The 19,862-nt window shown below is 64.8% G+C and carries 19 protein-coding genes; 9 read left to right on the top strand and 10 right to left on the bottom strand.

Annotated elements, in window-relative coordinates:
- Positions 1 to 25 precede the first annotated feature (25 nt).
- Positions 26 to 1,075 carry a TerC family protein gene (locus ACTAQI_RS17050; RefSeq protein ID WP_457947429.1) on the top strand — a complete coding sequence of 350 codons (1,050 nt, stop codon included), beginning with the start codon at positions 26 to 28 and terminating at the stop codon, positions 1,073 to 1,075.
- A 69-nt stretch (positions 1,076 to 1,144) separates the two neighbouring features.
- Positions 1,145 to 1,402, top strand: coding sequence for a DUF3072 domain-containing protein (locus ACTAQI_RS17045; RefSeq protein ID WP_457947428.1), 258 nt, complete (start codon positions 1,145 to 1,147; stop codon positions 1,400 to 1,402).
- Positions 1,403 to 1,420: 18 nt separating this feature from the next.
- Here the strand turns inward: ACTAQI_RS17045 and ACTAQI_RS17040 are convergent, their stop codons facing one another.
- A complete protein-coding gene (locus tag ACTAQI_RS17040; RefSeq protein ID WP_457947427.1) occupies positions 1,421 to 1,624 on the bottom strand; it encodes a hypothetical protein in 204 nt (67 codons plus the stop codon).
- 357 nt (positions 1,625 to 1,981) lie between these two features.
- Between ACTAQI_RS17040 and ACTAQI_RS17035 the strand changes: the two genes are divergently transcribed.
- Complete coding sequence (locus ACTAQI_RS17035; protein ID WP_457951091.1) at positions 1,982 to 3,271, top strand: glycosyltransferase family 87 protein; 1,290 nt, start codon at positions 1,982 to 1,984, stop codon at positions 3,269 to 3,271.
- 28 nt (positions 3,272 to 3,299) lie between these two features.
- Positions 3,300 to 4,556, top strand: coding sequence for a glycosyltransferase 87 family protein (locus ACTAQI_RS17030; RefSeq protein ID WP_457947426.1), 1,257 nt, complete (start codon positions 3,300 to 3,302; stop codon positions 4,554 to 4,556).
- A gap of 30 nt (positions 4,557 to 4,586) precedes the next feature.
- Here ACTAQI_RS17030 and mptB read toward each other — a convergent pair whose 3' ends face one another.
- Positions 4,587 to 6,188, bottom strand: a complete 1,602-nt coding sequence (mptB, locus tag ACTAQI_RS17025) for a polyprenol phosphomannose-dependent alpha 1,6 mannosyltransferase MptB (RefSeq protein WP_457947425.1) — start codon at positions 6,186 to 6,188, stop codon at positions 4,587 to 4,589.
- Between the two features lie 148 nt (positions 6,189 to 6,336).
- Positions 6,337 to 6,738, bottom strand: a complete 402-nt coding sequence (locus ACTAQI_RS17020) for a MerR family transcriptional regulator (protein WP_457951090.1) — start codon at positions 6,736 to 6,738, stop codon at positions 6,337 to 6,339.
- 184 nt (positions 6,739 to 6,922) lie between these two features.
- On the opposite strand from ACTAQI_RS17020, the gene ACTAQI_RS17015 reads away from it, so the two are divergent.
- Entirely contained in the window at positions 6,923 to 8,422 is a 1,500-nt protein-coding gene (locus tag ACTAQI_RS17015) for a SulP family inorganic anion transporter (RefSeq protein WP_457947424.1), read from the top strand.
- A 64-nt stretch (positions 8,423 to 8,486) separates the two neighbouring features.
- Here the strand turns inward: ACTAQI_RS17015 and ACTAQI_RS17010 are convergent, their stop codons facing one another.
- From ACTAQI_RS17010 to ACTAQI_RS16990, 5 genes are all read right to left on the bottom strand, one after another.
- Complete coding sequence (locus tag ACTAQI_RS17010) at positions 8,487 to 9,608, bottom strand: NAD(P)/FAD-dependent oxidoreductase (protein ID WP_457947422.1); 1,122 nt, start codon at positions 9,606 to 9,608, stop codon at positions 8,487 to 8,489.
- A 79-nt stretch (positions 9,609 to 9,687) separates the two neighbouring features.
- Positions 9,688 to 10,731 carry a Gfo/Idh/MocA family protein gene (locus ACTAQI_RS17005; RefSeq protein ID WP_457947421.1) on the bottom strand — a complete coding sequence of 348 codons (1,044 nt, stop codon included), beginning with the start codon at positions 10,729 to 10,731 and terminating at the stop codon, positions 9,688 to 9,690.
- Positions 10,731 to 11,513 (bottom strand): amino acid ABC transporter ATP-binding protein, encoded by a 783-nt coding sequence (locus ACTAQI_RS17000; RefSeq protein WP_457947420.1) that lies wholly within the window; start codon positions 11,511 to 11,513, stop codon positions 10,731 to 10,733. The genes ACTAQI_RS17005 and ACTAQI_RS17000 overlap by 1 nt, the downstream gene beginning before the upstream one ends.
- Positions 11,510 to 12,298 carry an amino acid ABC transporter permease gene (locus tag ACTAQI_RS16995; RefSeq protein ID WP_457947419.1) on the bottom strand — a complete coding sequence of 263 codons (789 nt, stop codon included), beginning with the start codon at positions 12,296 to 12,298 and terminating at the stop codon, positions 11,510 to 11,512. Before ACTAQI_RS16995 ends, ACTAQI_RS17000 begins: the two co-directional genes overlap by 4 nt.
- Positions 12,299 to 12,392: 94 nt before the next feature.
- A complete protein-coding gene (locus ACTAQI_RS16990) occupies positions 12,393 to 13,256 on the bottom strand; it encodes an ABC transporter substrate-binding protein (protein WP_457947418.1) in 864 nt (287 codons plus the stop codon).
- Positions 13,257 to 13,428: 172 nt separating this feature from the next.
- On the opposite strand from ACTAQI_RS16990, the gene ACTAQI_RS16985 reads away from it, so the two are divergent.
- Together ACTAQI_RS16985 and ACTAQI_RS16980 are read left to right on the top strand one after the other, a co-directional pair.
- The gene (locus tag ACTAQI_RS16985) at positions 13,429 to 14,529 is read left to right on the top strand and encodes a LacI family DNA-binding transcriptional regulator (protein WP_457947416.1); all 1,101 of its coding nucleotides are present in this window, start codon (positions 13,429 to 13,431) and stop codon (positions 14,527 to 14,529) included.
- 142 nt (positions 14,530 to 14,671) lie between these two features.
- Entirely contained in the window at positions 14,672 to 15,088 is a 417-nt protein-coding gene (locus tag ACTAQI_RS16980) for a DUF1003 domain-containing protein (protein WP_457947415.1), read from the top strand.
- 35 nt (positions 15,089 to 15,123) lie between these two features.
- Here the strand turns inward: ACTAQI_RS16980 and ACTAQI_RS16975 are convergent, their stop codons facing one another.
- Together ACTAQI_RS16975 and ACTAQI_RS16970 are read right to left on the bottom strand one after the other, a co-directional pair.
- The gene (locus tag ACTAQI_RS16975) at positions 15,124 to 16,311 is read right to left on the bottom strand and encodes a mandelate racemase/muconate lactonizing enzyme family protein (RefSeq protein ID WP_457947413.1); all 1,188 of its coding nucleotides are present in this window, start codon (positions 16,309 to 16,311) and stop codon (positions 15,124 to 15,126) included.
- Positions 16,312 to 16,321: 10 nt separating this feature from the next.
- Positions 16,322 to 17,365 carry a LacI family DNA-binding transcriptional regulator gene (locus ACTAQI_RS16970; protein WP_457947411.1) on the bottom strand — a complete coding sequence of 348 codons (1,044 nt, stop codon included), beginning with the start codon at positions 17,363 to 17,365 and terminating at the stop codon, positions 16,322 to 16,324.
- A 236-nt stretch (positions 17,366 to 17,601) separates the two neighbouring features.
- Here ACTAQI_RS16970 and ACTAQI_RS16965 point away from each other — a divergent pair, with 236 nt between their 5' ends.
- Positions 17,602 to 18,930 carry an extracellular solute-binding protein gene (locus ACTAQI_RS16965; protein WP_457947410.1) on the top strand — a complete coding sequence of 443 codons (1,329 nt, stop codon included), beginning with the start codon at positions 17,602 to 17,604 and terminating at the stop codon, positions 18,928 to 18,930.
- Positions 18,927 to 19,862: a carbohydrate ABC transporter permease gene (locus ACTAQI_RS16960; protein ID WP_457947408.1), complete on the top strand. Its 936-nt coding sequence runs from the start codon at positions 18,927 to 18,929 to the stop codon at positions 19,860 to 19,862. The genes ACTAQI_RS16965 and ACTAQI_RS16960 overlap by 4 nt, the downstream gene beginning before the upstream one ends.

Genomic DNA, 19,862 nt, shown 5'->3' with positions numbered 1-19,862 from the left:
AGTTACTGACTGGAAGCAGGTACTCATGAACGTGCCCCTTTGGATGTGGTTCGCTGTCATCGGATTCATCCTCCTCATGCTTGCAATCGACCTCGTGGCCCACCGCCGCGCCCACGTCATCAGCGTCCGTGAGGCCGCGGCCTGGTCGGCGGTCTGGGTGCTGTTCGGCGTCGCCTTCGGCGGACTGGTCTGGGTGATGTACGGGGCGGAATTCGGCCAGCAGTACTTTGCCGGATACCTGATCGAGAAGTCACTCGCCGTGGACAACGTCTTTGTCTGGGCGATCATCTTCACGTTCTTCGCCGTCCCCCGCGAATACCAGCACCGCGTGCTCTTCTTCGGCGTCCTGGGGGCCCTGGTATTCCGCGGCCTGTTCATCGCGGCGGGCTCGGCCATCATTGCCGGCGCCGGATGGGTCCTGTACCTGTTCGCGGCGTTCCTGCTCTTCACCGGCTACCGGATGCTCAAGCAGCGGGATGAACACATCGATCCCGGAAAGTCGCGGGCGTTGAAGCTGTTCCGCCGGCATGTACCCATGACGGATGCCTTCCACGGCCAGCGCTTCCTCATCCGGAAGAGCGGCGCCCTGCTCGCCACTCCCCTGCTGGCAGTCCTTGTGCTCGTTGAAGTCACGGACATCGTCTTTGCCGTCGACTCCATCCCGGCCATCTTCGCGGTCACGGATGAGGTCTTCCTGGTCTTCACGGCCAACGCGTTCGCGATCCTCGGACTGCGCGCCATGTACTTCCTGCTGGCGGACCTCATCCACCGGTTCGTGTACCTCAAGGCCGGCCTGGCCCTGGTGCTGATTTGGGTGGGCATCAAGATGGCGCTCAAGATCGACGTCTACTACATCCCGACGCCGGTCTCCCTCGCCGTCATTACTGCCATCCTGGGCATTTCCATCGGCGCGAGCCTGATCGCGACCCGGCGCACTGGCGTGCAGGAACCACCTGTCCCCGCAGAACCGCCGTTCCGGAACGCCACCCCGGAGGAGCTCGGCGCCCTGGAGCCGCTCTGGCGCCGGTCGGCCGGCAGGGAAGGACTTGAAGGCGCCGGCACGTCAATGAAGTAGGGCTGGGAGCCGGCTCGTGGGGAAGCCGGCTCCTGCCGAATGTCAGTGACCCGTCCTAGACTCGTACGCATGAGCGACAGCAACCAGGAAACCATCGGCAGCCCCGAACCCGAACCCAACGCAGGCCTCAACAGGGACCCGGAAGACTGGGTAACCGGGGATGAACCCATGACGGCGGCACAGCGCAGCTACCTCGATACGCTGGCACGGGAGGCCGGGGAGGAACTTCCCGCAGACCTGAGCAAGGCGGAGGCGTCAAAGCACATCGACCGGCTGCAGCAGAACAGCAACCGCGTGTCCGGAGAAGGGGACAGTTCCGGCAGCTAAGCCAGCACTAAAGAGTCCCTACCAGGCCTGGTGTTCGCGGGTGAGGCCGAAGGGAACCGCGTCGCTGAGGGCAACGGTGAACTTGTCCACGCCGTGCCGGGTAACCAGGATGCCGTGGCTCTTGCCGTCCAGCGCGTGGGCCTTGGCGGCTGCGACCGCGGCATCGAGCTCGCGGTCCATGCTCTGGCGGTCGGAGACGGTGAGGGTCAGTGGGAAGTTCATGGATATTGCCTGTGTCTTTCGAGGGGTGGGTGGGCATACGCCGCCCAGCGCTCCCCCTGGCTGCATAGGCGGTGGGCACTTTCGTGCCTCGCACCATGGTGCCCGAGCAGGAAAGTGCCAGCAACTTTAGATAAATGACGCAGGTCAGCGCCTTGCACCCCTCACTTTGTCCTAACAATTTAGGGCCTTAAGGCGCCGTCAATTAGAGTTGGACAGGAGTGGAAGCTGGTTTTCAAGGCTTCCAGCTGCCCCTGAAACCCGCCTCGCGGCCTGACCCGAGCCATTTTTGCGCGACCGCTGACTGTGCAACGACCTGACAAGGATTCCGCCATTTCCACCGACGCTCTCTTCGGCAATCTGACCAGGATCCGCAACGTCATCCTCCCTGCCCCTGTGCGGGGCGGGCTGAACACCGGGCGCGGCCTGCTGGGCGGCTTCATCGTAGTGCACCTGGTCTTCCTGGTCTTCGCGGCTTCACTCTCCCTGCGCGGCGAGGCGTTCAGCGACACCTTCATCTACCGCGACTGGGCCATGGCGGGATTCAACGAAGCCAACCTCCGGGGTGGTCCCAGTCCCTGGGTGTACCCGATACTGGCCCTGATCCCCATGGCCATCGCCGGCCTTGCAGGCCCTGGACCGTTCTTCTTCCTCTGGGTCCTCATGACCACGCTGCTCAACGGCTGGGCGTTGCTGAAACTCACCGAACGCGGCCGCAACACCAACGCCATCCCCGCCGGCTGGTGGTGGCTGGCGTTCACCTTCCTGATGGGCTGGCTGGGCTTCGCCCGCGTGGACGGCCTGACCGCGCCGCTGGTCCTGGTGGCCCTCGCGTACGGGGTCAGGCGCCCCTTCATCGCGTCGGTCCTGCTGGCCATCGGCACGTGGGTGAAGGTGTGGCCGGCGGCGATCATGCTGGCACTCTTCGCCGTCGTCAAGAACCGCCTGCTGGTGGTGCTGGCAGGAATCGCGACGACGGCGGGCGTCGTTGCGCTGGCAGCAGCCCTGGGCAGCGTCCCCAAGCTCCTGAACTTCCTCACCCAGCAAGGCGACCGGGGCATGCAGCTCGAGGCAACGTTCACCACCCCTTGGCTTTGGCTCTCCGTCCTGAACGTGGGCGGCTCCCGCATGTATATGAACACGGACATCAACTCCATGCAGGTGGACGGCCCGGGTACCGCCACCATGTCCGTCCTGATGCAGCCCCTCCTGGTCCTGGCCGCCCTGCTCGTGGCAGGCCTGGCCTTCTGGGCGCTCCACAACGGCAAGCAGCACAGGGTGGCAGGCGGCGTTGACCGCACCGAGCTGCTTCTCGCCGGCGCCCTCGCCCTGGCCGCCGCGTTCGTGGTTTTCAACAAGGTGGGTTCACCGCAGTTCATGGTGTGGCTGGGCCCCGCCGTCGCCGTTGGCCTGGCGCACAGCTGGCGCGAATGGCGCGTCCCGGCGCTGATGCTGATCGCCATCGCCATCGCCACGTACTTCATCTACCCCCTCTTCTACGACGCCCTCAGCCACAACAACCCCTGGATGGCGCTGGTGCTGACCATCCGCAACGTCCTGCTGGTGGTCCTGTTCCTGTGGAGCGTCCGGCGCCTGTACTCGCTGGGCAAGAAGACCTCCGCACCCGCCCCCGCGCTCAAGGAGACCTAAGATTTCCACGAGGTTCTTTGACCGCCTGGTGACCGTCCGCACCAAGCTGCTCCCGGCAAAAGTAGTAGACTGGTTCGCCCGTCCGTCCAGCGTCTGGTGGGGCTTCGCCGTCGTCCATCTGTACTTTCTGGGCTGGATGGCGTCCTTCTTCCTGAACGGCGATACGTTCAGCGACACCGAGCAGTACCGTCAGTGGGCCACGGCCGGCTACAACCCGGCAGACCTGACCGGGAAGATCAGCCCCTGGGTCTACCCGGTTCTGGCGCAGATCCCCATCTTCCTTGCCAACATCGCCGGGCCAAGCCTCTACCTGCTGGTCTGGTTCCTGATCATTACTGCGCTGAACGCCATCGGCGTGCTCTACCTGACCCGCGGTCCGCGGAAGGTGACCGGGGTTGCGCCGGCCTGGTGGTGGCTGTTCTTCACCGTCTTCATGGGCTACCTGAGCTTCGCCCGGGTGGAAGGCATTACGGCGCCGATCGTGCTGATCGCCCTGCTCTACGCGGCTGAACGGCCCGTGGTGGCGGGTGTCCTGCTCAGCATCGCCACCTGGATCAAGGTATGGCCCGCGGCAGTCCTGGTTCCCATCGTCATCGCCAGCCACAAGCGGATCCAGGTGGTCCTCGCCGGCGCTGCCGTCACCGCCGTGGTGGGCCTGGGCACCTGGCTGACCGGCGGCCTGCCGCACATCATGGACTTCCTCCTCAACCAGGGCGAACGCGGCATGCAGCTCGAGGCCACCTTCTCCACACCCTGGGTCTGGCTGAGTGTGTTCCACATTGCCGGCTCAAAGATGGCTGACAACACGGCCATCAACTCCACCGAGGTCTACGGCCCGGGGGCCGGCACCGCGGCGTTCCTGATGCAGCCGCTGCTGGTCCTGGCAGCGATCACGGCGGCCATCCTCCTGGTGCGCGCCATGCGGCGCGGCGCGGAGCGGGAGGAGCTGTTCCTCGAGGGCTCACTCATGATGGTCACCGCGTTCATCGTGTTCAACAAGGTGGGCTCGCCGCAGTTCATCATCTGGCTGGCGCCGGTGATCGTCGCAGGACTGGCGCACGATTGGGACCGCTGGAAGGTCCCCGCGGCCCTGCTGATGGGCATCGCGATGACCACCTTCGTGATCTACCCGCTGTTCTACACGCCGCTGATCCACGCCCATCCGGTCATGGCGGCCATCCTGACCACCCGCAACGTGCTCCTGGTGGTGCTGCTCTGGTGGTCCGTCAAGCGCACGGCCGAGCTGGGCAGGAAGGCCTCGGCGCAGGTGCCGGCCGGAGCCTAGGGGTTTTCGCGGCGTTCGACGGCGGCGGCGTCAGTTTGGCGGGCCGCCCCGGCCACTCCGCCGCGCGGCGCGGCGTTCCACCGTCCACTGCCAGCCCCGCCGGGCCAGGTCCAAGGGCCTTCCCTCGATGAGCAGTTTGCGGGTGTGGACGTCCAGGACCAGCAGGTAGAACGTGAAAGCCAGGGCCGTGAAGAACGCCAGGGACGAGGCATCGATGGGCAGTTCCACGAAGGACCAGACCGAGAGCTGGTCCTGGGCGCCGAACACCACAAAGAACGTCACGCCCACGTACAGCGACCGGATCTGCCAGTCGTCCCGGATACCGGTGACGGCCAGGAAGGGCAGGAACCACAGGATGTACCAGGGCTGGATGATGGGTGAAAGCATTACGACGGCGGTGAACGCCAGGGCCATCCGGCGCACCGCCCGCGAGTAGTCACCGCGGAACATCAGCAGCAGGACCAGGGCGATGGCGGCCCACTTCATGGCGGTCCGGAGCCACGTGGCCAGGGTTCCGCCGGGAAGTCCCAGGGCGTTGGCGAGCATCTCCACCTGCTGGCCCAGGAAGCCGGATGGTGAATAGCCGGTATAACCGGGGGTGGGGTCCATGATGGCCCAGGTCCAGCCGATGCCGAGGTTGTAGGGGACACCGCTGAGGGCCAGCACGCCGAAGCTGATGCCTGCCGTCGCGCCCCACATCAGGAACTTGCGCGGCCAGGAGGCTGCGTGGCCGGCCCACATGACGCCGATGAACGGCAGCAGCAGCACTGTGATGGGCTTGATGCCGATCGAGGCGGTGACCAAAAGGATGCCCAGCAGGTAGCGGCGGGTGGCGGCCAGGTAGACGCCGGCGACGGCGAGCCCCACCATCAGGGCGTCGTTGTGGGCGCTGGCGATGAAGCTGATCAGGAACAGCGGGTTGGCCACGGAGATCCAGAGTGCGCGCGCGCCGTTGATGCCGTGCAGTTCGGCGAGCTTTGGCACAAAGAGGACACAGAGCAGTACGCCGATCCCGGCCAGCAGGCGGAAGAGCAGGACGGACGCATCAGGTTGTGCGCCGGTCAGCCCCACCACGCCGCGGGCAAGCCACAGGAAGTACGGGCCGTAGGGGGTCCGGTTTTCCGCCCACGCAGGATCGGCGCCCAGCGCAAACCAGTTGTTGAGGGTGGAAATGCCCACCTCATACGGGTTCTGGCCTTCCTGGACCAGGCGGCCCTGGCCCGTGTAGGCGTAGACGTCGCGGGAAAACACCGGGACACAGAACAACAGCGGCAGGGACCAGGCGGAAATGGCCACCACCACGGACCGCAGCGAGGACTGGCCCCAGTCCCCCAGCCGCTGGCCCAGCCGCAGCCAGGAGCGCATCAGGAGCATGGCGCCCGCCGTCAGCAGCACCGTGGATACCGCCACACCCCACCCTTCGGTGCGCAGTGCGATCACCACCGGCTGGCGGATCATGGGGGAACCGTTGGCGATCCATCCGGTTCCGATGGAGCCGACGAACATCATGAGGGCGCCGATGAAGCCTTCAAGGGTTGCCAGGTAGGCGCGGCCCTTGGCAGGCGCGGAGGCGTCGACCGGCTTGCCCGGCCGGCTCTCCGACGTCTCAAGGTGTGACCCGCCTGCCGTCATGATTGTGTGGTCCCCTACTTTGTTACGGCATTGGTTGCACCGGCGCCATGGGCCGCCCTGCAACCCGGTCATTTTATCAGCCGTGCTTACTGATGCCCCGGGCAACGGCCGGGCGGGAAGGCACAGTTTGGCAACGGCAGCGGCTCCCTTACCTGGCCCGCAGCAGCGCCAGGAATTCGTCGGCCATGCCGAGCTGTTCTTCCAGCTTGGCGCGGCGCTTCGCTGCCTCTTCGATAAATCCGTTCAACTCAGACCTGATACCGGTAACATCCTGGCCGGGCTGGGAAGCTTCCAGTGCGTCAATGATGCGCAGGAGACCGGACATGGCTTCGAGCGTGAAGCCCAGGGGCTTCATCCTGCGGATCAACAGCAGCCGCGTGAAGTCGCGTTCGGTGTAGAGGCGGAATCCGCCTTCGGTGCGGCCGGACGGCTTGAGCAGGCCCACCTCGTCATAGTGGCGGATGGTCCGCAGGGACATCTGCGAACGGTTTGCCAGCTCCCCGATGTGCATTGTCTCCAGCACTTCTTCGGCGGTCATCTCTTTCACCATCACGTCACCAATCCGGCTCAACCCTCACGTTAGGGTAGTGTTGCAGACGCAGCCGAAAGTCACCGGCGCATTCTCTTTCCATCCCATTGTCTTCCATCGCTGGGCTGGACCCGTGCGCATCGTGGCGCGCAGAAACGTTGCACACCCGCTCTCCCAGGAGAGCCGAGTCCCCTGGAGCCGCTCCTTGGCCGTCGCCGACCGCACCCGCCCCATCCGGCAACCCATCACTGTCCTTACCGCGCTGCGCTCTCCGCGGCAGCTGTCCCGCGAGGTCCTGGCCGGCATGGTCACCACCCTCGCTCTGGTCCCGGAAGTCATTTCGTTCTCGATCGTGGCCGGGGTGGATCCCATGGTGAGCCTTGTCGCCTCCATCGTGCTGGCCCTGGCGATGTCGGTGCTCGGTGGCCGGCCCGGCGTCGTTACGGCCGCCGCAGGTTCCGTCGCCCTGGTCATCGCCCCGCTCGTCCATGAGCATGGTGTCCAGTACGTCCTGCCCGCGGTACTCCTCGCCGGCGTGATCCAGGTGGTCTTTGGTTTGGCCGGCCTTGCCCGCCTGATGCGCTTCATCCCGCGATCGGTGATGATCGGATTCGTCAATGCCCTGGGTGTGCTGATCTTCATGGCCCAGGTGCCCCACGTCCTCAACGTCCCCTGGCTCGCCTACGTCCTGTTCGCCCTGACGTTCGCGATCATTTTCATCCTGCCCCGGTTCACCAAGGTGGTGCCGTCGCCGCTGGTGGCCATCGTCGTCGTCACCGCGATTGTCATCATCGCCGGCCTCACCGTTCCGAACGTCGCGGACGAAGGCCCGCTCACCGGCAAGCTGCCCGGGATCACGCCGTTCCTTTTCCCGGTGAGCCTTGAGACCTTCCAGCTGGTATTGCCCACTGCTTTGAGCGTGGCGTTCGTCGGCCTCATGGAAACCCTCCTCACGTCAAAACTCGTGGATGACATTACGGAGACCCCCTCGCACAAGGGCCGCGAATCCTGGGCCCTGGGCGTGTCGAACATCCTCGCCGGGTTCTACGGCGGCATCGCCGGCTGCGCCATGATCGGCCAGACGGTCCTGAACGTGAAGACCGGACAGGCCCGCACCCGGATTTCCACGTTCGTGGCCGGGCTGTTCCTGCTGGCCCTGGTGACGGGGCTCAGCTCGATCATGGGACAGATCCCCATGGTGGCCCTTGCCGCAGTCATGATGGTCGTCGCCGTGACTACGGTCGACTGGCACAGCGTGAAGCCGTCCACCCTGAAGCGGATGCCCCTACCGGAGACGCTCGTCATGGCCGCCACCGTCGCCGTTGTGGTGCTCACCGGGAACCTGGCCTACGGCGTCCTCGTCGGCGTCGTCCTCGCCATGGTGCTGTTCGCACGCCGGGTGGCGCACGTTATCAGCGTTGAGCGGACCGTGGCGGACGACGGCGAGACCGTCCGCTATGAGGTGGTGGGGCCGCTGTTCTTCGGAAGCAGCAATGACCTTGTGGAGCATTTCGCCTACGCCGACGACCCCACCTCGGTGACCATCGACCTCAGCCGCGCCCAGATCTGGGACGCCTCAACTGTTGCCGCCCTCGACTCCATCGAAACGAAATATGCGGACCATGGGGCCGCCGTGACCATCGAAGGCCTTGATGAACGCAGCACCGGCTTCCACCGCCGCCTCACCGGACATTTGGGGGCCTGAGCAACGTCCCCACCAAAGGGGCGGGGCCGCGCACCGTGCGGCCCCGCCCCTTTGCCGGCACGGCTTAGGAGAAACGTCCCGGCCGGAAGGTGGCCAGCATGGCGTGCTTCCGTCCGGTCAGGATTTCGCCGGCGAGGAGTTCACCGGCGATAAGGCCCAGCGTGGCACCCGAGTGTGTGAAGGCTACGAAGCAACCCGGCACCTGGCCCAGTTCGCCCAGGACCGGCTCGCCGTCACCGGGAATCGGCTTGTAGCCCATCTTCCAGGAGGCGGGCTTGAGTTCCGGGTTGCCGGCAACCAGCCTGGACGCCTCATCGGCCAGTTCCTGAACCACCCCGTCAGGAATGCTGAAGGAGCCGTCCGCGTGTTCGGTGATCTGTTCTTCGTACCAGTCGTGGTCCAGGGCGAACGTGCCGCCCGGGTTGGGCCGGAGTGCTGCGCGCGGAGTGTTCATGACGGCGGTGACCTCCTGCTGCACCCGCTTGGTCACCACCAGCATGGACACGGGCGAACCATTGGGGATGTGCACGCCGAGGGGTTCAACGACGGCGGGCGTCGCTGCGCCGCACGCCACCAGGACAGCGTCGGCCGGGTACGTCCCGCCCGCGGAGGTCTCCACGCCGGCAGTGCGGCCGTCCTCCACCATGACGGAGGCCTTGCCGGCGTTGAGGACCAGCTCGCCGCCGCGCTCATGGAACTCCTCCATGAGGAAGTCGATCAGGTCCGGCAGGCTGACCCAGCCTTCGCCTGGGTTGAAGATGGCGTTCTCCGGCACGGCGCTTGCATCAATACCGGGGGTGGCTGAGGCGATCTCCTCCGGGGCAAGCAGCTTGGAGTCGTAGCCGATGGACTTCTCGTAGGCGTGCCGGGCCTCGGTAGCCTCGTACTGTCCCGCCGCGTTCCACATCAGGCCGCCGCCGAACTGCAGCCATTCCCGGCTGGGGTCAGAGGCGAAAAGGGTGCGGTAGCGGTCCACGCCGGCCACCCGCAGCTGGTGGTACGGGGTGGACCGTTCGCCGGCGGAGTTGAGCCAGGACAGCGAGCGGCCGCTGGCTTCGCTGGCCAGGCCGCGCTCGGTCAGCAGGATCACGGACGATCCTTCGCGGAGCAGGTGCACGGCGGTGGAGACGCCCAGGATGCCGCCGCCGATGATGGCGACGCGCTTGGTGGCTGCAACAGAGGACATTGGTGTCCCTTTCTGTGGAATACGTGGGTGGGATGGACGCGAACGGTGCATCAGAGGAAGAGATATGGGCTTTGGGAGCTCAGGCGAGGGCGTGGATGCCTTCGATGACCTTCAGTACCTCCAGCGGTCCGGCGGGGTCGACGGGCAGCGGCCCGTTCCCGCGCAGGGCGGCGGCCAGCTGGACGTAGAACTGCGGGTACGCGCCGCGCTGTGGGGCCACGGGGGCGGCTGCCCCGTCGATCCCCAGGAGCCCCCAACGCTCCTGGGGATCCATGCCGTAGGCCGGATCCGACGGGACCATGCCTGCCGCGAGCGCGGGTTCCTGGCCGTCAAGGCCCCACTTGGTGTAGCCGGCCTGGGAGCCCAGGACGTGGAAGCGGGGCCCGGCCTGGGCGGCCATGCCGTTCATCCAGAGGCGCGTGCGGACTCCGGAGGCGTGCAGCAGTGACACGAAGGCTTCGGTGTCGGCAGCGTCCGGATGCTGCCCGCGGTTGGCCGTCTCGCCGTAGCTCGTGTCCACCGGCCCGAACAGCTGGATGGCCTGGTCGATCAGGTGTGCGCCGAGGTCGTGCAGGATGCCGCCACCTTCGGCCAGCGATACCGTGTCCCGCCAGTTGCCGAAGCCTTCCGGCCGCCACCATTCGAAGCGTGATTCGAAGCTGCTGACCTCCCCCAGCGCTCCGGAAGCCAGGATCTTCCGGAGGGTGAGGAAGTCGGCATCCCACCGGCGGTTCTGGAACACCGTGAGCTGCACCCCGCCGTCGGCCGCCCTGCTGATCAGTTCCTCACCCAGGGCGGACGTTGGCACGAACGGCTTGTCCACCACCACGTGCAGGCCGTGGGCGATGGCCGTGGCGGCCAGCCCGTAGTGCGTGTGCGGCGGGGTGCCCAGGATGACCAGGTCCAGGTCCTTGGCCAGGGCGAAAAGCTCCTCCGGGGTGCCAACAATCCGCGCCCGCGGATAGAGGCGTGCCGCCTCCGCCGCGCGCTCCGGCTGGGCCGTGACGATGACGTCCAGCGAGAAGTCCGGGTTGGCGGCGACCAGTGGCGCGTGGAAGACCTTGCCGGAGATTCCAAAGCCGACGACGGCGGTCCGGATGCGTGCCGCTGCGACCGTGCCCATCACAGCACCTCGGAAAGGAAACGCTGGAGGCGCTCACTGCGGGGGTTGTCGAAGAGTTGGGTGGGGGTTCCGGCTTCCACTACCTCCCCTTCGTCCATGAAGACCACCTGGTCGGCCACTTTGCGGGCGAAGCCCATTTCATGGGTGACCACCAGCATGGTCATGCCGCGGCGGCCCAGGCCGGCCATGAGGTTAAGGACGCCTTTGACCAGTTCGGGGTCCAGGGCGCTCGTGGCCTCGTCGAAGAGCATCACTTCGGGTTCCATGGCCAGGGCACGTGCAATGGCGACGCGCTGCTGCTGGCCGCCGGAGAGGTCGCGGGGGCGGTGGTCTGCGCGTTCGGCCAGTCCAACCTCGGCGAGCCGTTGGCGGGCGCGTTCCATGGCCCGGGCTTTGGGCATGCCCTTGACGCTCCAGAGGGCCAGGGCCACGTTTTCCTCTGCGGTGTGGTCCGGGAAGAGGTTGAAGTGCTGGAACACCATGCCGATGCGGGTGCGCAGGGTGTCCGAGTTGGCGCCCAGGGTGCTCTCGCCGGCGAGCAGCACGTTCCCGCTCTTGGGTTCGTGGAGCCGGTTGACGCCGCGCAGCAGCGTGGACTTGCCGGATCCGGAGGGGCCGATGATGCACGTGGTGGTACCCGGGGCCACGGCGAGGCTGACGTTGCGCAGGACCTCGATGTCGCCATAAGCCATGGTGAGGTTGCGCAGTTCCAGGCTTGAACCGTGGAACGACTGCGCCTCAGGGGTGGCAGTGTTCAGGGTGGTGGGGGTGGGGGTGTTCATGTGTTGCTCCCGGCTGTGAGCGGCGAGGCCGCATCGAGTTCCTTGACTTCCTTCAGGCCGCTGGTGGGCGGTGCGGCGCGGCGGCGGCCGGTGCGGAACTTGTTGTCGAAGTAATTCACCAGGTGGGTCAGCGGAACGGTGATCACCAGGTAGAGGAGGCCTGCGGCCACCAGGGGTGAGAGGTTGCCGGACAGCACCGCGGCGTCCTGGCCCACGCGGAAGAGTTCGCGTTCGGTGACCAGCAGGCCCAGGAAGTAGACCAGGGAGGAGTCCTTGACGATGGCGATGAACTGGTTCACCAGGGCAGGGAGGACCCGGCGGACGCCCTGGGGCACCACCACCAGGGCCATGGATTTGGCGTAGCTCATGCCCAGGGCACGGCAGGCCTCACCCTGGCCCTTGTCCACGCTGAGGATCCCGGCGTGGAAGATCTCCCCGATGTAGGCGCTGGCGATCAGGCTCAGCGCGATGATGCCCAGCGGGTAGGGCGACGGGCCGAAGATCGATTGGCTCAGCCGGGCAAACCCCTGGCCGATCAGCAGGATGGTCAGGATAGCGGGCAGGCCCCGGAACAGGTCGGTGTAGATCCGGGCCGGGACCCGCAGCCATTTGGATGGTGAGATGCCCATGACGGCCACCACCCTGCCCAGCACCGTGCCAAGGACGGTGGCGGCGATGGAGATGATCAGCGTGTTCAGCAGGCCGACCGCCAACAGTTGGGGCAGGACCTCGGCCATAGCGCCGAAGTCAAAGAATGTACGGATGATGGTGTTGAACCAGTCCATGATTGCTCTCAGACGTAGATTGTGTGGTGGTGCCGGGCAGGCCGCGGGCTGCGGCCCGCCCGGCCATGCGCCCGAAGGCGTACGTGGTGGGCGCTTACTTGCTCGGTGCCGGTGAGGGGGAAGCGGTCTGCTCGGCCTTGGGCAGGTACTGCTTAGGCATCGGGGAACCCGGGAACCACTTCTGGTACAGCTTCTTCCAGGTGCCGTCCTCCATGGCTGCCGCCAGGCCCTTGTTCAGGGCTTCCTTGAAGGCGGTCTTGCCCTTGGCCACGGCGAACCCGGCCGGGGCGTCGAAGGAGGGGATGTCCGCGGCGCTGACCAGGCCATGCTGCTCCTCGTACGCCTTGGCGGCCTCGTAATCCAGGAAGTGGGCGTCCACGGTGCCGCTGTTCACAGCCGCGATGGCGGTGTTGTTGTCAGGGAAACGGACCAGGCTGGCCGAGGTGAAGTTCTTCACCGCGTAGGCTTCCTGCAGTGTTCCCTGGACCACGCCCAGGCGCTTGCCGGCCAGGCCATCCACGCCGGTGATGCCGGAGGACTTGGTGGTAATGACCGTCAGGTAACCGGCCAGGTATCCGTCCGAAAAGTCCACAGTTTCCTTGCGCTTGTCCGTGATGCCGATGGCTGCAACACCGGCGTCGAACTGCCCGTTGGCAACGGCGGCAAGGAGGCCCGAGAAGTCCTGGCCGGTGAAGACCACGTTGTCCACACCGGCCCGGTGGGCCACGTCCTTGAAGAGTTCCACGTCGAAGCCGGTGAAGTTTCCGGAGGCATCGGCGAACGTGTAGGGCTTGGAGTCACCCAGGCTTGCCACCCGGATAGTGCCGGGCTGGATCAATCCGTAGGGGTTGTTCTCAGTGGTGGAGGCGGCGGAGGTGGAGCCGCAGCCGGAAAGCGCCAGGACCGCAGCGAGTGCTGCGGCGGCAATGCCGGCCGGGCGGAGATTCTTTTTCTTCACAGCGTTGTCCAATCGTTGGTGGGGAGGCGGTGCTGTCAGGGCCGCCGAAGAAAGTCGTCGATGCTCTTGTTGAGTCCGGTCTCACACCCTAGGATTGAGACCGGACTCACATCGATGGATAGAAATGTAGCCGAAGTCACAGGGGCCGTCAACAGCCCTTCGAAAGGTGAAGATGAACGGTGAAGGAGCGCGACGGCGGGACGTAACCGTTGCCGACGTCGCAAAAGCTGCACAGGTTTCCAAGGCGCAGGCCGCCCGTGCGCTGGGCAATTACGGCGCCGTCAGCGATGATGTCCGCGAGCGAGTTCTTGCCGCTGCGGAGGCGCTCTCATACCGGCCCAACGAGCTTGCCCGCAGCATGAATACCGGAAAGTCGCACACCATCGGCGTGGTGGTGGGTGACATCGAAAACCCCCACTTTGGACTTGCCACCCGGGGCATTACAGACACCGCGAAGAAGGCCGGCTACAACGTCATCCTGGTCAATACGGATGAGGACCGGGCGGCGGAAGTGGACGCTGTCCGGGTGCTCCTGGACAAGCGGGTGGATGGCCTGATCGTCGCGCCGGCATCATCGGTGGACACCGGTCACTTGCAGGAAGTACACCGGTCAGGACGCCCGCTGGTCTTCATCGACCGCACCGCAGGAGACCTTCAGGTGGAGACCATGGCCGTGGACATGGCAAGAATCTCGCGGGAGGCCACACAGTATCTGCTCAACGCCGGGCATCGCCGGATTGCCTTCATCTCGACACTTCGAACCGACACCCCGTACACGCCTGGAATGACCCTCGAGTCCTCCCAGATCGCAGACCGTATCGAGGGCATGCGGGAGGCCTTCCTCGAGGCGGGGCTGCCCTTCCCGGAGGACCTGGTCCGGCTGAATGCCGGCGATGAGGACTCCATCCGCAGCGTCACCCGGGAAGTGCTCCGGGGCCCGGACCGGGCCACAGCCGTGGTGGCTTCCGACGGCTTGATCGCACTGAGCGTCGTGGAAGCCATCCAGGAACTGGGCCTTTCCATCCCGGCGGATGTTTCATTCCTGATGTACGACGACTTCGCGTGGACCAGGCTCACTGCGCCGCCCCTGACCGTCATCGCCCAGCCGGTCTACAACATGGGTGTGGCCGCGGCCAAGGCGTTGATCCGACAGATGGAAGGGCTGCCCCCTGCCGCTCCGGCGCAGTTCACCGCCACCCTGGTGCGGCGGGGTTCGGTAGGGCCATGCCTGACGGAGGAATTGGCACCAGCCGCCGCCTTGCCGGGACGTTGAGGAAGAAAGGCTCGAATCCCTGCGGCAAGCTGCAGCGGAAATCCATTTCGACTGAGTGGCGGGGCACCTTCAGCGATCCGGCCACAGTTGGGATGGCCGGCGACTTCGACACGAGCGTCCCTTACCGGGTTTACCCTGAGCCATGAGCCCCCAACATAAAACCTGGCACGAGAAGCACAAAGCCTCACTGACCAAGGGACAACGCGCCGCTGACATTATGCGCAACGGAATGGGAAGCTGGCCCTTCGTTGCCGGCTTCATCGGGTTCATGCTCATCTGGGCCGCCATCAATACCTGGGCGCTGGCAGCCCATGCCTGGGACCCATACCCTTACATCCTCCTGAACCTCCTGCTCTCGATGCTGGCCGGACTCCAGGGCGCGATTCTGCTCATCGCCGCCAAACGGCAGGACGCCATCGCTGCGGCCATGGCCCAACACGATTACGACACAAACACCGAGGCCAAAAAAGAGATCGAACTCCTGATCTCCATCAACCGCGCCCAGCTGGAAATCCTGCAGGAACTGAAGAAGGCGTCTGCACTCCAGGGTCCGCAGTGACGGCCTCCCCGTCGCGGGCCGCCAGGACCTCCCCTTCAGCTGACGCTTGCCCTGTCCAGGTTGAAGTATGACCGGGCGTCCGGCGGCCGGATGTCGGCCACCGCATCGCTGAAGATCCGCATGGGATGCGGCGTGAAAGGGTGCTCGGCGATCGCTTCGCGGTCCAGTTCGATACCCAGGCCCACGACCTCGGGGATCATGACGTCACCCTCCGCTGTCAACTGGAGGCGCTCATTGGAGATCTCGCTTCGCCACGGCACGTCGGTTGCCATGATTTCCAGGTAACGGAAATTTGGCAGGGTTGCACCGAGCTGCAGCGTTGCGGCGGTACTTAGGGGTCCACTGGGGTTGTGCGGTGCGAACGGAACGTAGTGGGCTGCCGCGAGTGTGGAGATGAACGACATTTCCAGCAGTCCCCCGGCATGGGTGGCGTCAGGCTGGACATAGTCCACAGCCTTGCGCGCCAGGGCTGGAATGAACGTGTTCCGGCCCATCCACCGCTCCCCGGCCGCGATGGGTACCGGTGATTTGCTGCGTACCTCGATAAGGGCATCGATGCCGTCCGGTGGGCAGGGCTCTTCGAAGAAAACCGGTTGGAACTGTTCAATCCCACGGGCCACGCGGATAGCCGTAGGCACGTCGAAGCGGCCGTGCCCTTCGATGAACAGCTCAATGTCATCACCTACCGCCTCCCGGACAGCTGCAACAGGCTCGAGCATCCGCCGCAGGTCGCGGGGTTCAAGAGTGAGGTCTGCAGCCTCGAAGGGGTCCCACTTAAGCCCGCGGAATCCCTGGGCCACGGTCTGGACGGCGGCCTCGGCGAAATCCTCTGGCGTTCTGGCACCCGAGAACCAACCGTTGGCGTAGGCCCTGACCCGGTCGCGGACCTGTCCGCCCAACATCCGGTGGACCGGGACGCCCAGTGCCCGCGCCGAAACATCCCACATTGCCATTTCGAGGGCGCTTAGCGCGGTCATCGAGACCGGTCCCCCGCGCCAGTAAGCGTCGCGGTTCACTTCATAAATGGTCTGGGTAATCCGGGTGGGATCCTTGCCCCGCACGGCCTGGGCAAGGACAGCCACTGCGCCGATGACTGATTGTTCCTGGCCCTCGAGGGTAGCCTCCGCTATTCCCGTCAGGCCCTCATCAGTGGTCAGCCTGACGAAAATGAGGTTGGTCCGGTAAAAGTCCACGACCACAGTGTCGAGGTTGGTGATTTTCATGGGATGTCTTTCAGCCCGCGGGAGGGGCGGTGGATTCGCGGACGATTACCTGGGTGGCCAGCTCCACTCGGTGTGAATCAAGGACTTCGCCCTGGACCTGGCGCAGGAGTGACCTCAAGGCGGCCCGCCCCATCTCCTCGAGCGGCTGGGCCACCGAGCTCAGCGATGGCACCGATTGCTCACCCTGGTTGGTGCCGTCGAAACCGATGAGGCTGATGTCTTCAGGGACCCTGATTCCGTGGCGCCGCGCTTCGCTCAGGACGCCCAGGGCAATGGCGTCACTGCCGGCAAAGATGGCAGTGGGGAGGGCATCAAGCTTCAGCAACTCTTTGAAGCCACTGACCCCGCTCTCGGTGCGGAAGCGGCCTCCGGACACTATGTACTGGGGGTCAACCTTGATGCCGTGGGCCATGAGCGCAGCCATGTACCCGTGCAGCCGCGCCTGGTTGCATTCGGCGCCCTCGATGCCGCCGATATAGGCGATGCGGCGGTGTCCCAACCCGAGTAGATGCTCGGTGGCCGCCTTGCCGCCGGCCCAGTTGGTCGCCCCAACGCTGACGACGTCGGCTGAGGGCGGATTGAGTGGGTCGATGACGACGACGGGAATCTGGCGGCGCCGGAATGCGTGCAGTTGCGCCTCGCTGAAGGCAGAGGTGACAACGATCATCCCCGCCCTGCCCTCCTCGAGCATCCGCTGGGCGCGGCGTTCCGGGGTTTGCCTGCCAGGCGTGGATTGGCCGGTCACGCTCACCAGGATTTCGACGTCGGCACCTGCTGCAAACTGAAGAATGCCGTTCAGGACCTGAATGGTGTAGGCGGAGTCGAGAACGTCGATAACCACTTCCACCACGGTCCCGCTTTGGGCAGCAGCCCGGCGCTGCACAGGCGACTTGTATCCCGCCTGCTCCAGCGCGGCGAGGATGCGGGCTCTTGTTTCGGGAGCTACATCGTCCCGGCCGTTCACCACCTTGGAGACGGTCGGAGCCGAGACGCCGGCCTGCCTGGCCACGGTTGCGAGCGTGGGCTTGGTCCGCTCCGGCAATTTGGTCGTCATGGGTTCGCAATCTTTCGAAGATGAGAAGTGCATTCATTCTGTAGAAGAAGCAGTTCTGCAGTCAACCACGTTCCGGCAGGCACATTTCTCGCAAAAATATCCTCTACGATCCCTTGACTCCAGGGATCTTTAGGACTTTAGTTTACAGCGTGACTTATATCACCGTTCGAAATGTTTCGAACGAATGTCGGAGCTGACGCCCCGTACCTCGACAGCAAATTCACAATGGAGAAGCAATGAAGCAACCCCAGACCTCTAGGCGCTCTTTCCTCGCCCTCGCTGCCCTCACTCCCTTTGCCGTTGCGGCAACCACTGCCTGCGGGACGTCAGGTCCGGGCGCCTCCAGCGGCAACGGTGGCGCCAGCATGTGGTTCCTTTCCGGCGAGCCGAACCAGACCAACATGCAGAAGGCTATCGATGCCTTCAACCAGGCAAACCCCGACAACAAGATCTCGGTCACCTTCTTCCAGAACGATGCCTACAAGACCAAGATCAAGACAGCGATTGGCGCCAACCAGGCACCCACCATCATCTACAACTGGGGTGGCGGCACGCTGAAGACGTATGCCGAGGCGAACCAGGTTGAAGACCTCACCAGCTGGCTTGATTCCGAACCGGACCTGAAGAAAAAGTTCTTCCCGTCAACATTCAGCGCCGCCACGGTCAACGGCAAGATCTACGCCCTGCCCAACATGTATGTCGGTCCGATTGTCCTGTTCTACAACAAGGAACTGTTCCAAAAGGCAGGCGTCCAGCCGCCCAAGACCTGGGACGACATCATGTCCTTGGTGAAGACCTTCAATGGCATGGGGGTGGCTCCCTTCTCCCTGGGCGGCCAGTCGCGCTGGACCTCCATGATGTGGCTCGAATACCTGCTGGACCGCATCGGCGGCCCCGACGTGTTCAAGGCAATCTTCGCGGGCAAGCCCAATGCCTGGATGGACCCGGCCGTCATCGAGACCGGCACCAAGATCCAGGAACTCGTTTCTGCTGACGGCTTCATTAAGGGCTTCTCCTCCATCACGGCTGACTCGAATGCAGACCAGGCCCTGCTGTACACCGGCAAGGCCGCCATGATGCTGCACGGTTCCTGGACGTATGGCCCGATGAAGCGGGACGGCAAGAACTTCGTCCAGGACGGCAAGCTGGGATTCGTCCAGTTCCCCGCCGTCGCCGGCGGCAAGGGCGATCCGAAGAACGGCGTGGGCAACCCAGCCAACTACCAGTCCATTTCCGCCAAGGCCAGCGACAAGGAAAAGGAGTCCGCCAAGAAGTTCCTCAAGGACGGCATCATGACCGATACCATGATCGACGCCTACATCAACTCCGGATCGGTGCCCATTGTCAACGGCATCGAAAGCAAGCTGAACACGTCACCGGACAAGGACTTCCTCAACTTCGTCTACGACCTTGCAAAGAACGCCCCCAGCTTCCAGCAGTCCTGGGACCAGGCGCTGAGCCCCACCGCCGCCGAGGCCCTGCTCAACAACATCGACCAGCTGTTCCTGAAGTCGATCACGCCGCAGCAGTTCGCTGAGAACATGAACGGCACCCTCGGAAAATGAGTAACGCCGTCTCCACCGCCCCGGGGCCCGCCGTCGGCGTCAGGAATTCCAAGCAGACAGAACAACGCAAGGCCGCCCTGGCGTGGCTGACCATACCTGCCCTGTTCTTCTTCCTGGTGTTCGCCGTTATCCCGCTGGCGGGTGTACTCATCCTCAGTTTCACTAGCTGGGACGGGATCGGTGCCATCGGGGCGGCGGGACTGGACAACTGGTTTTCCGTGCTTGCGGATCCGGGTTTGTACAACGCCCTGGGCCTGACCTTCCTGATCATGATCGTCTCGTGGCTGGTGCAGACCCCCATCAGCCTCCTGCTGGGTGTCTTCACGGCAGGAAGCCAGCGTTACCGCGCCGCCTTGGCCGTGCTGTACTTCCTGCCCCTGCTGCTGTCCTCGGCCGCCGTCGCCATTGCCTTCAAGGCCCTGCTGGATCCCAACTTCGGCCTGGCAACAGGCCTGGGGCTGCCGTTCCTGGCGCAGGACTGGCTGGGTGTTCCGCACCTGGCCCTCGGCCTGGTCATCTTCGTGATTGCCTGGCAGTTCGTGCCGTTCCACACGCTCATTTACCAAGGCGGCGTGCGGCAGATCCCCAAGTCGCTGTATGAGGCTGCCCAGATCGACGGTGCCGGGATCATCAAGCAGTTCTTCCACATCACCCTGCCCCAGTTGAAGTACACCATCATCACCTCATCCACGCTGATGGTGGTGGGTTCGCTGACCTACTTCGACCTGATCTTCGTCCTCACCGGCGGCGGACCGGGAAACTCCACCCGGATCCTGGCCCTGGACATGTACCTGCGGGGCTTCCGGGCCAACCTCATGGGCCCCGCCAGCGTCATCGCCGTCATCCTCGTCATCATCGGCCTTGCACTTGCCTTGTTCCTCCAGCGCCTTGGGGGCAAGGACAAGCAGGGCAGCCAATTGGAAGGTTTGTAG

The organism is Pseudarthrobacter sp. alpha12b (assembly GCF_054130495.1).
The sequence above is the reverse complement of the archived record's forward strand: the minus strand, read 5'-3'. Positions and strand labels throughout refer to the sequence as shown.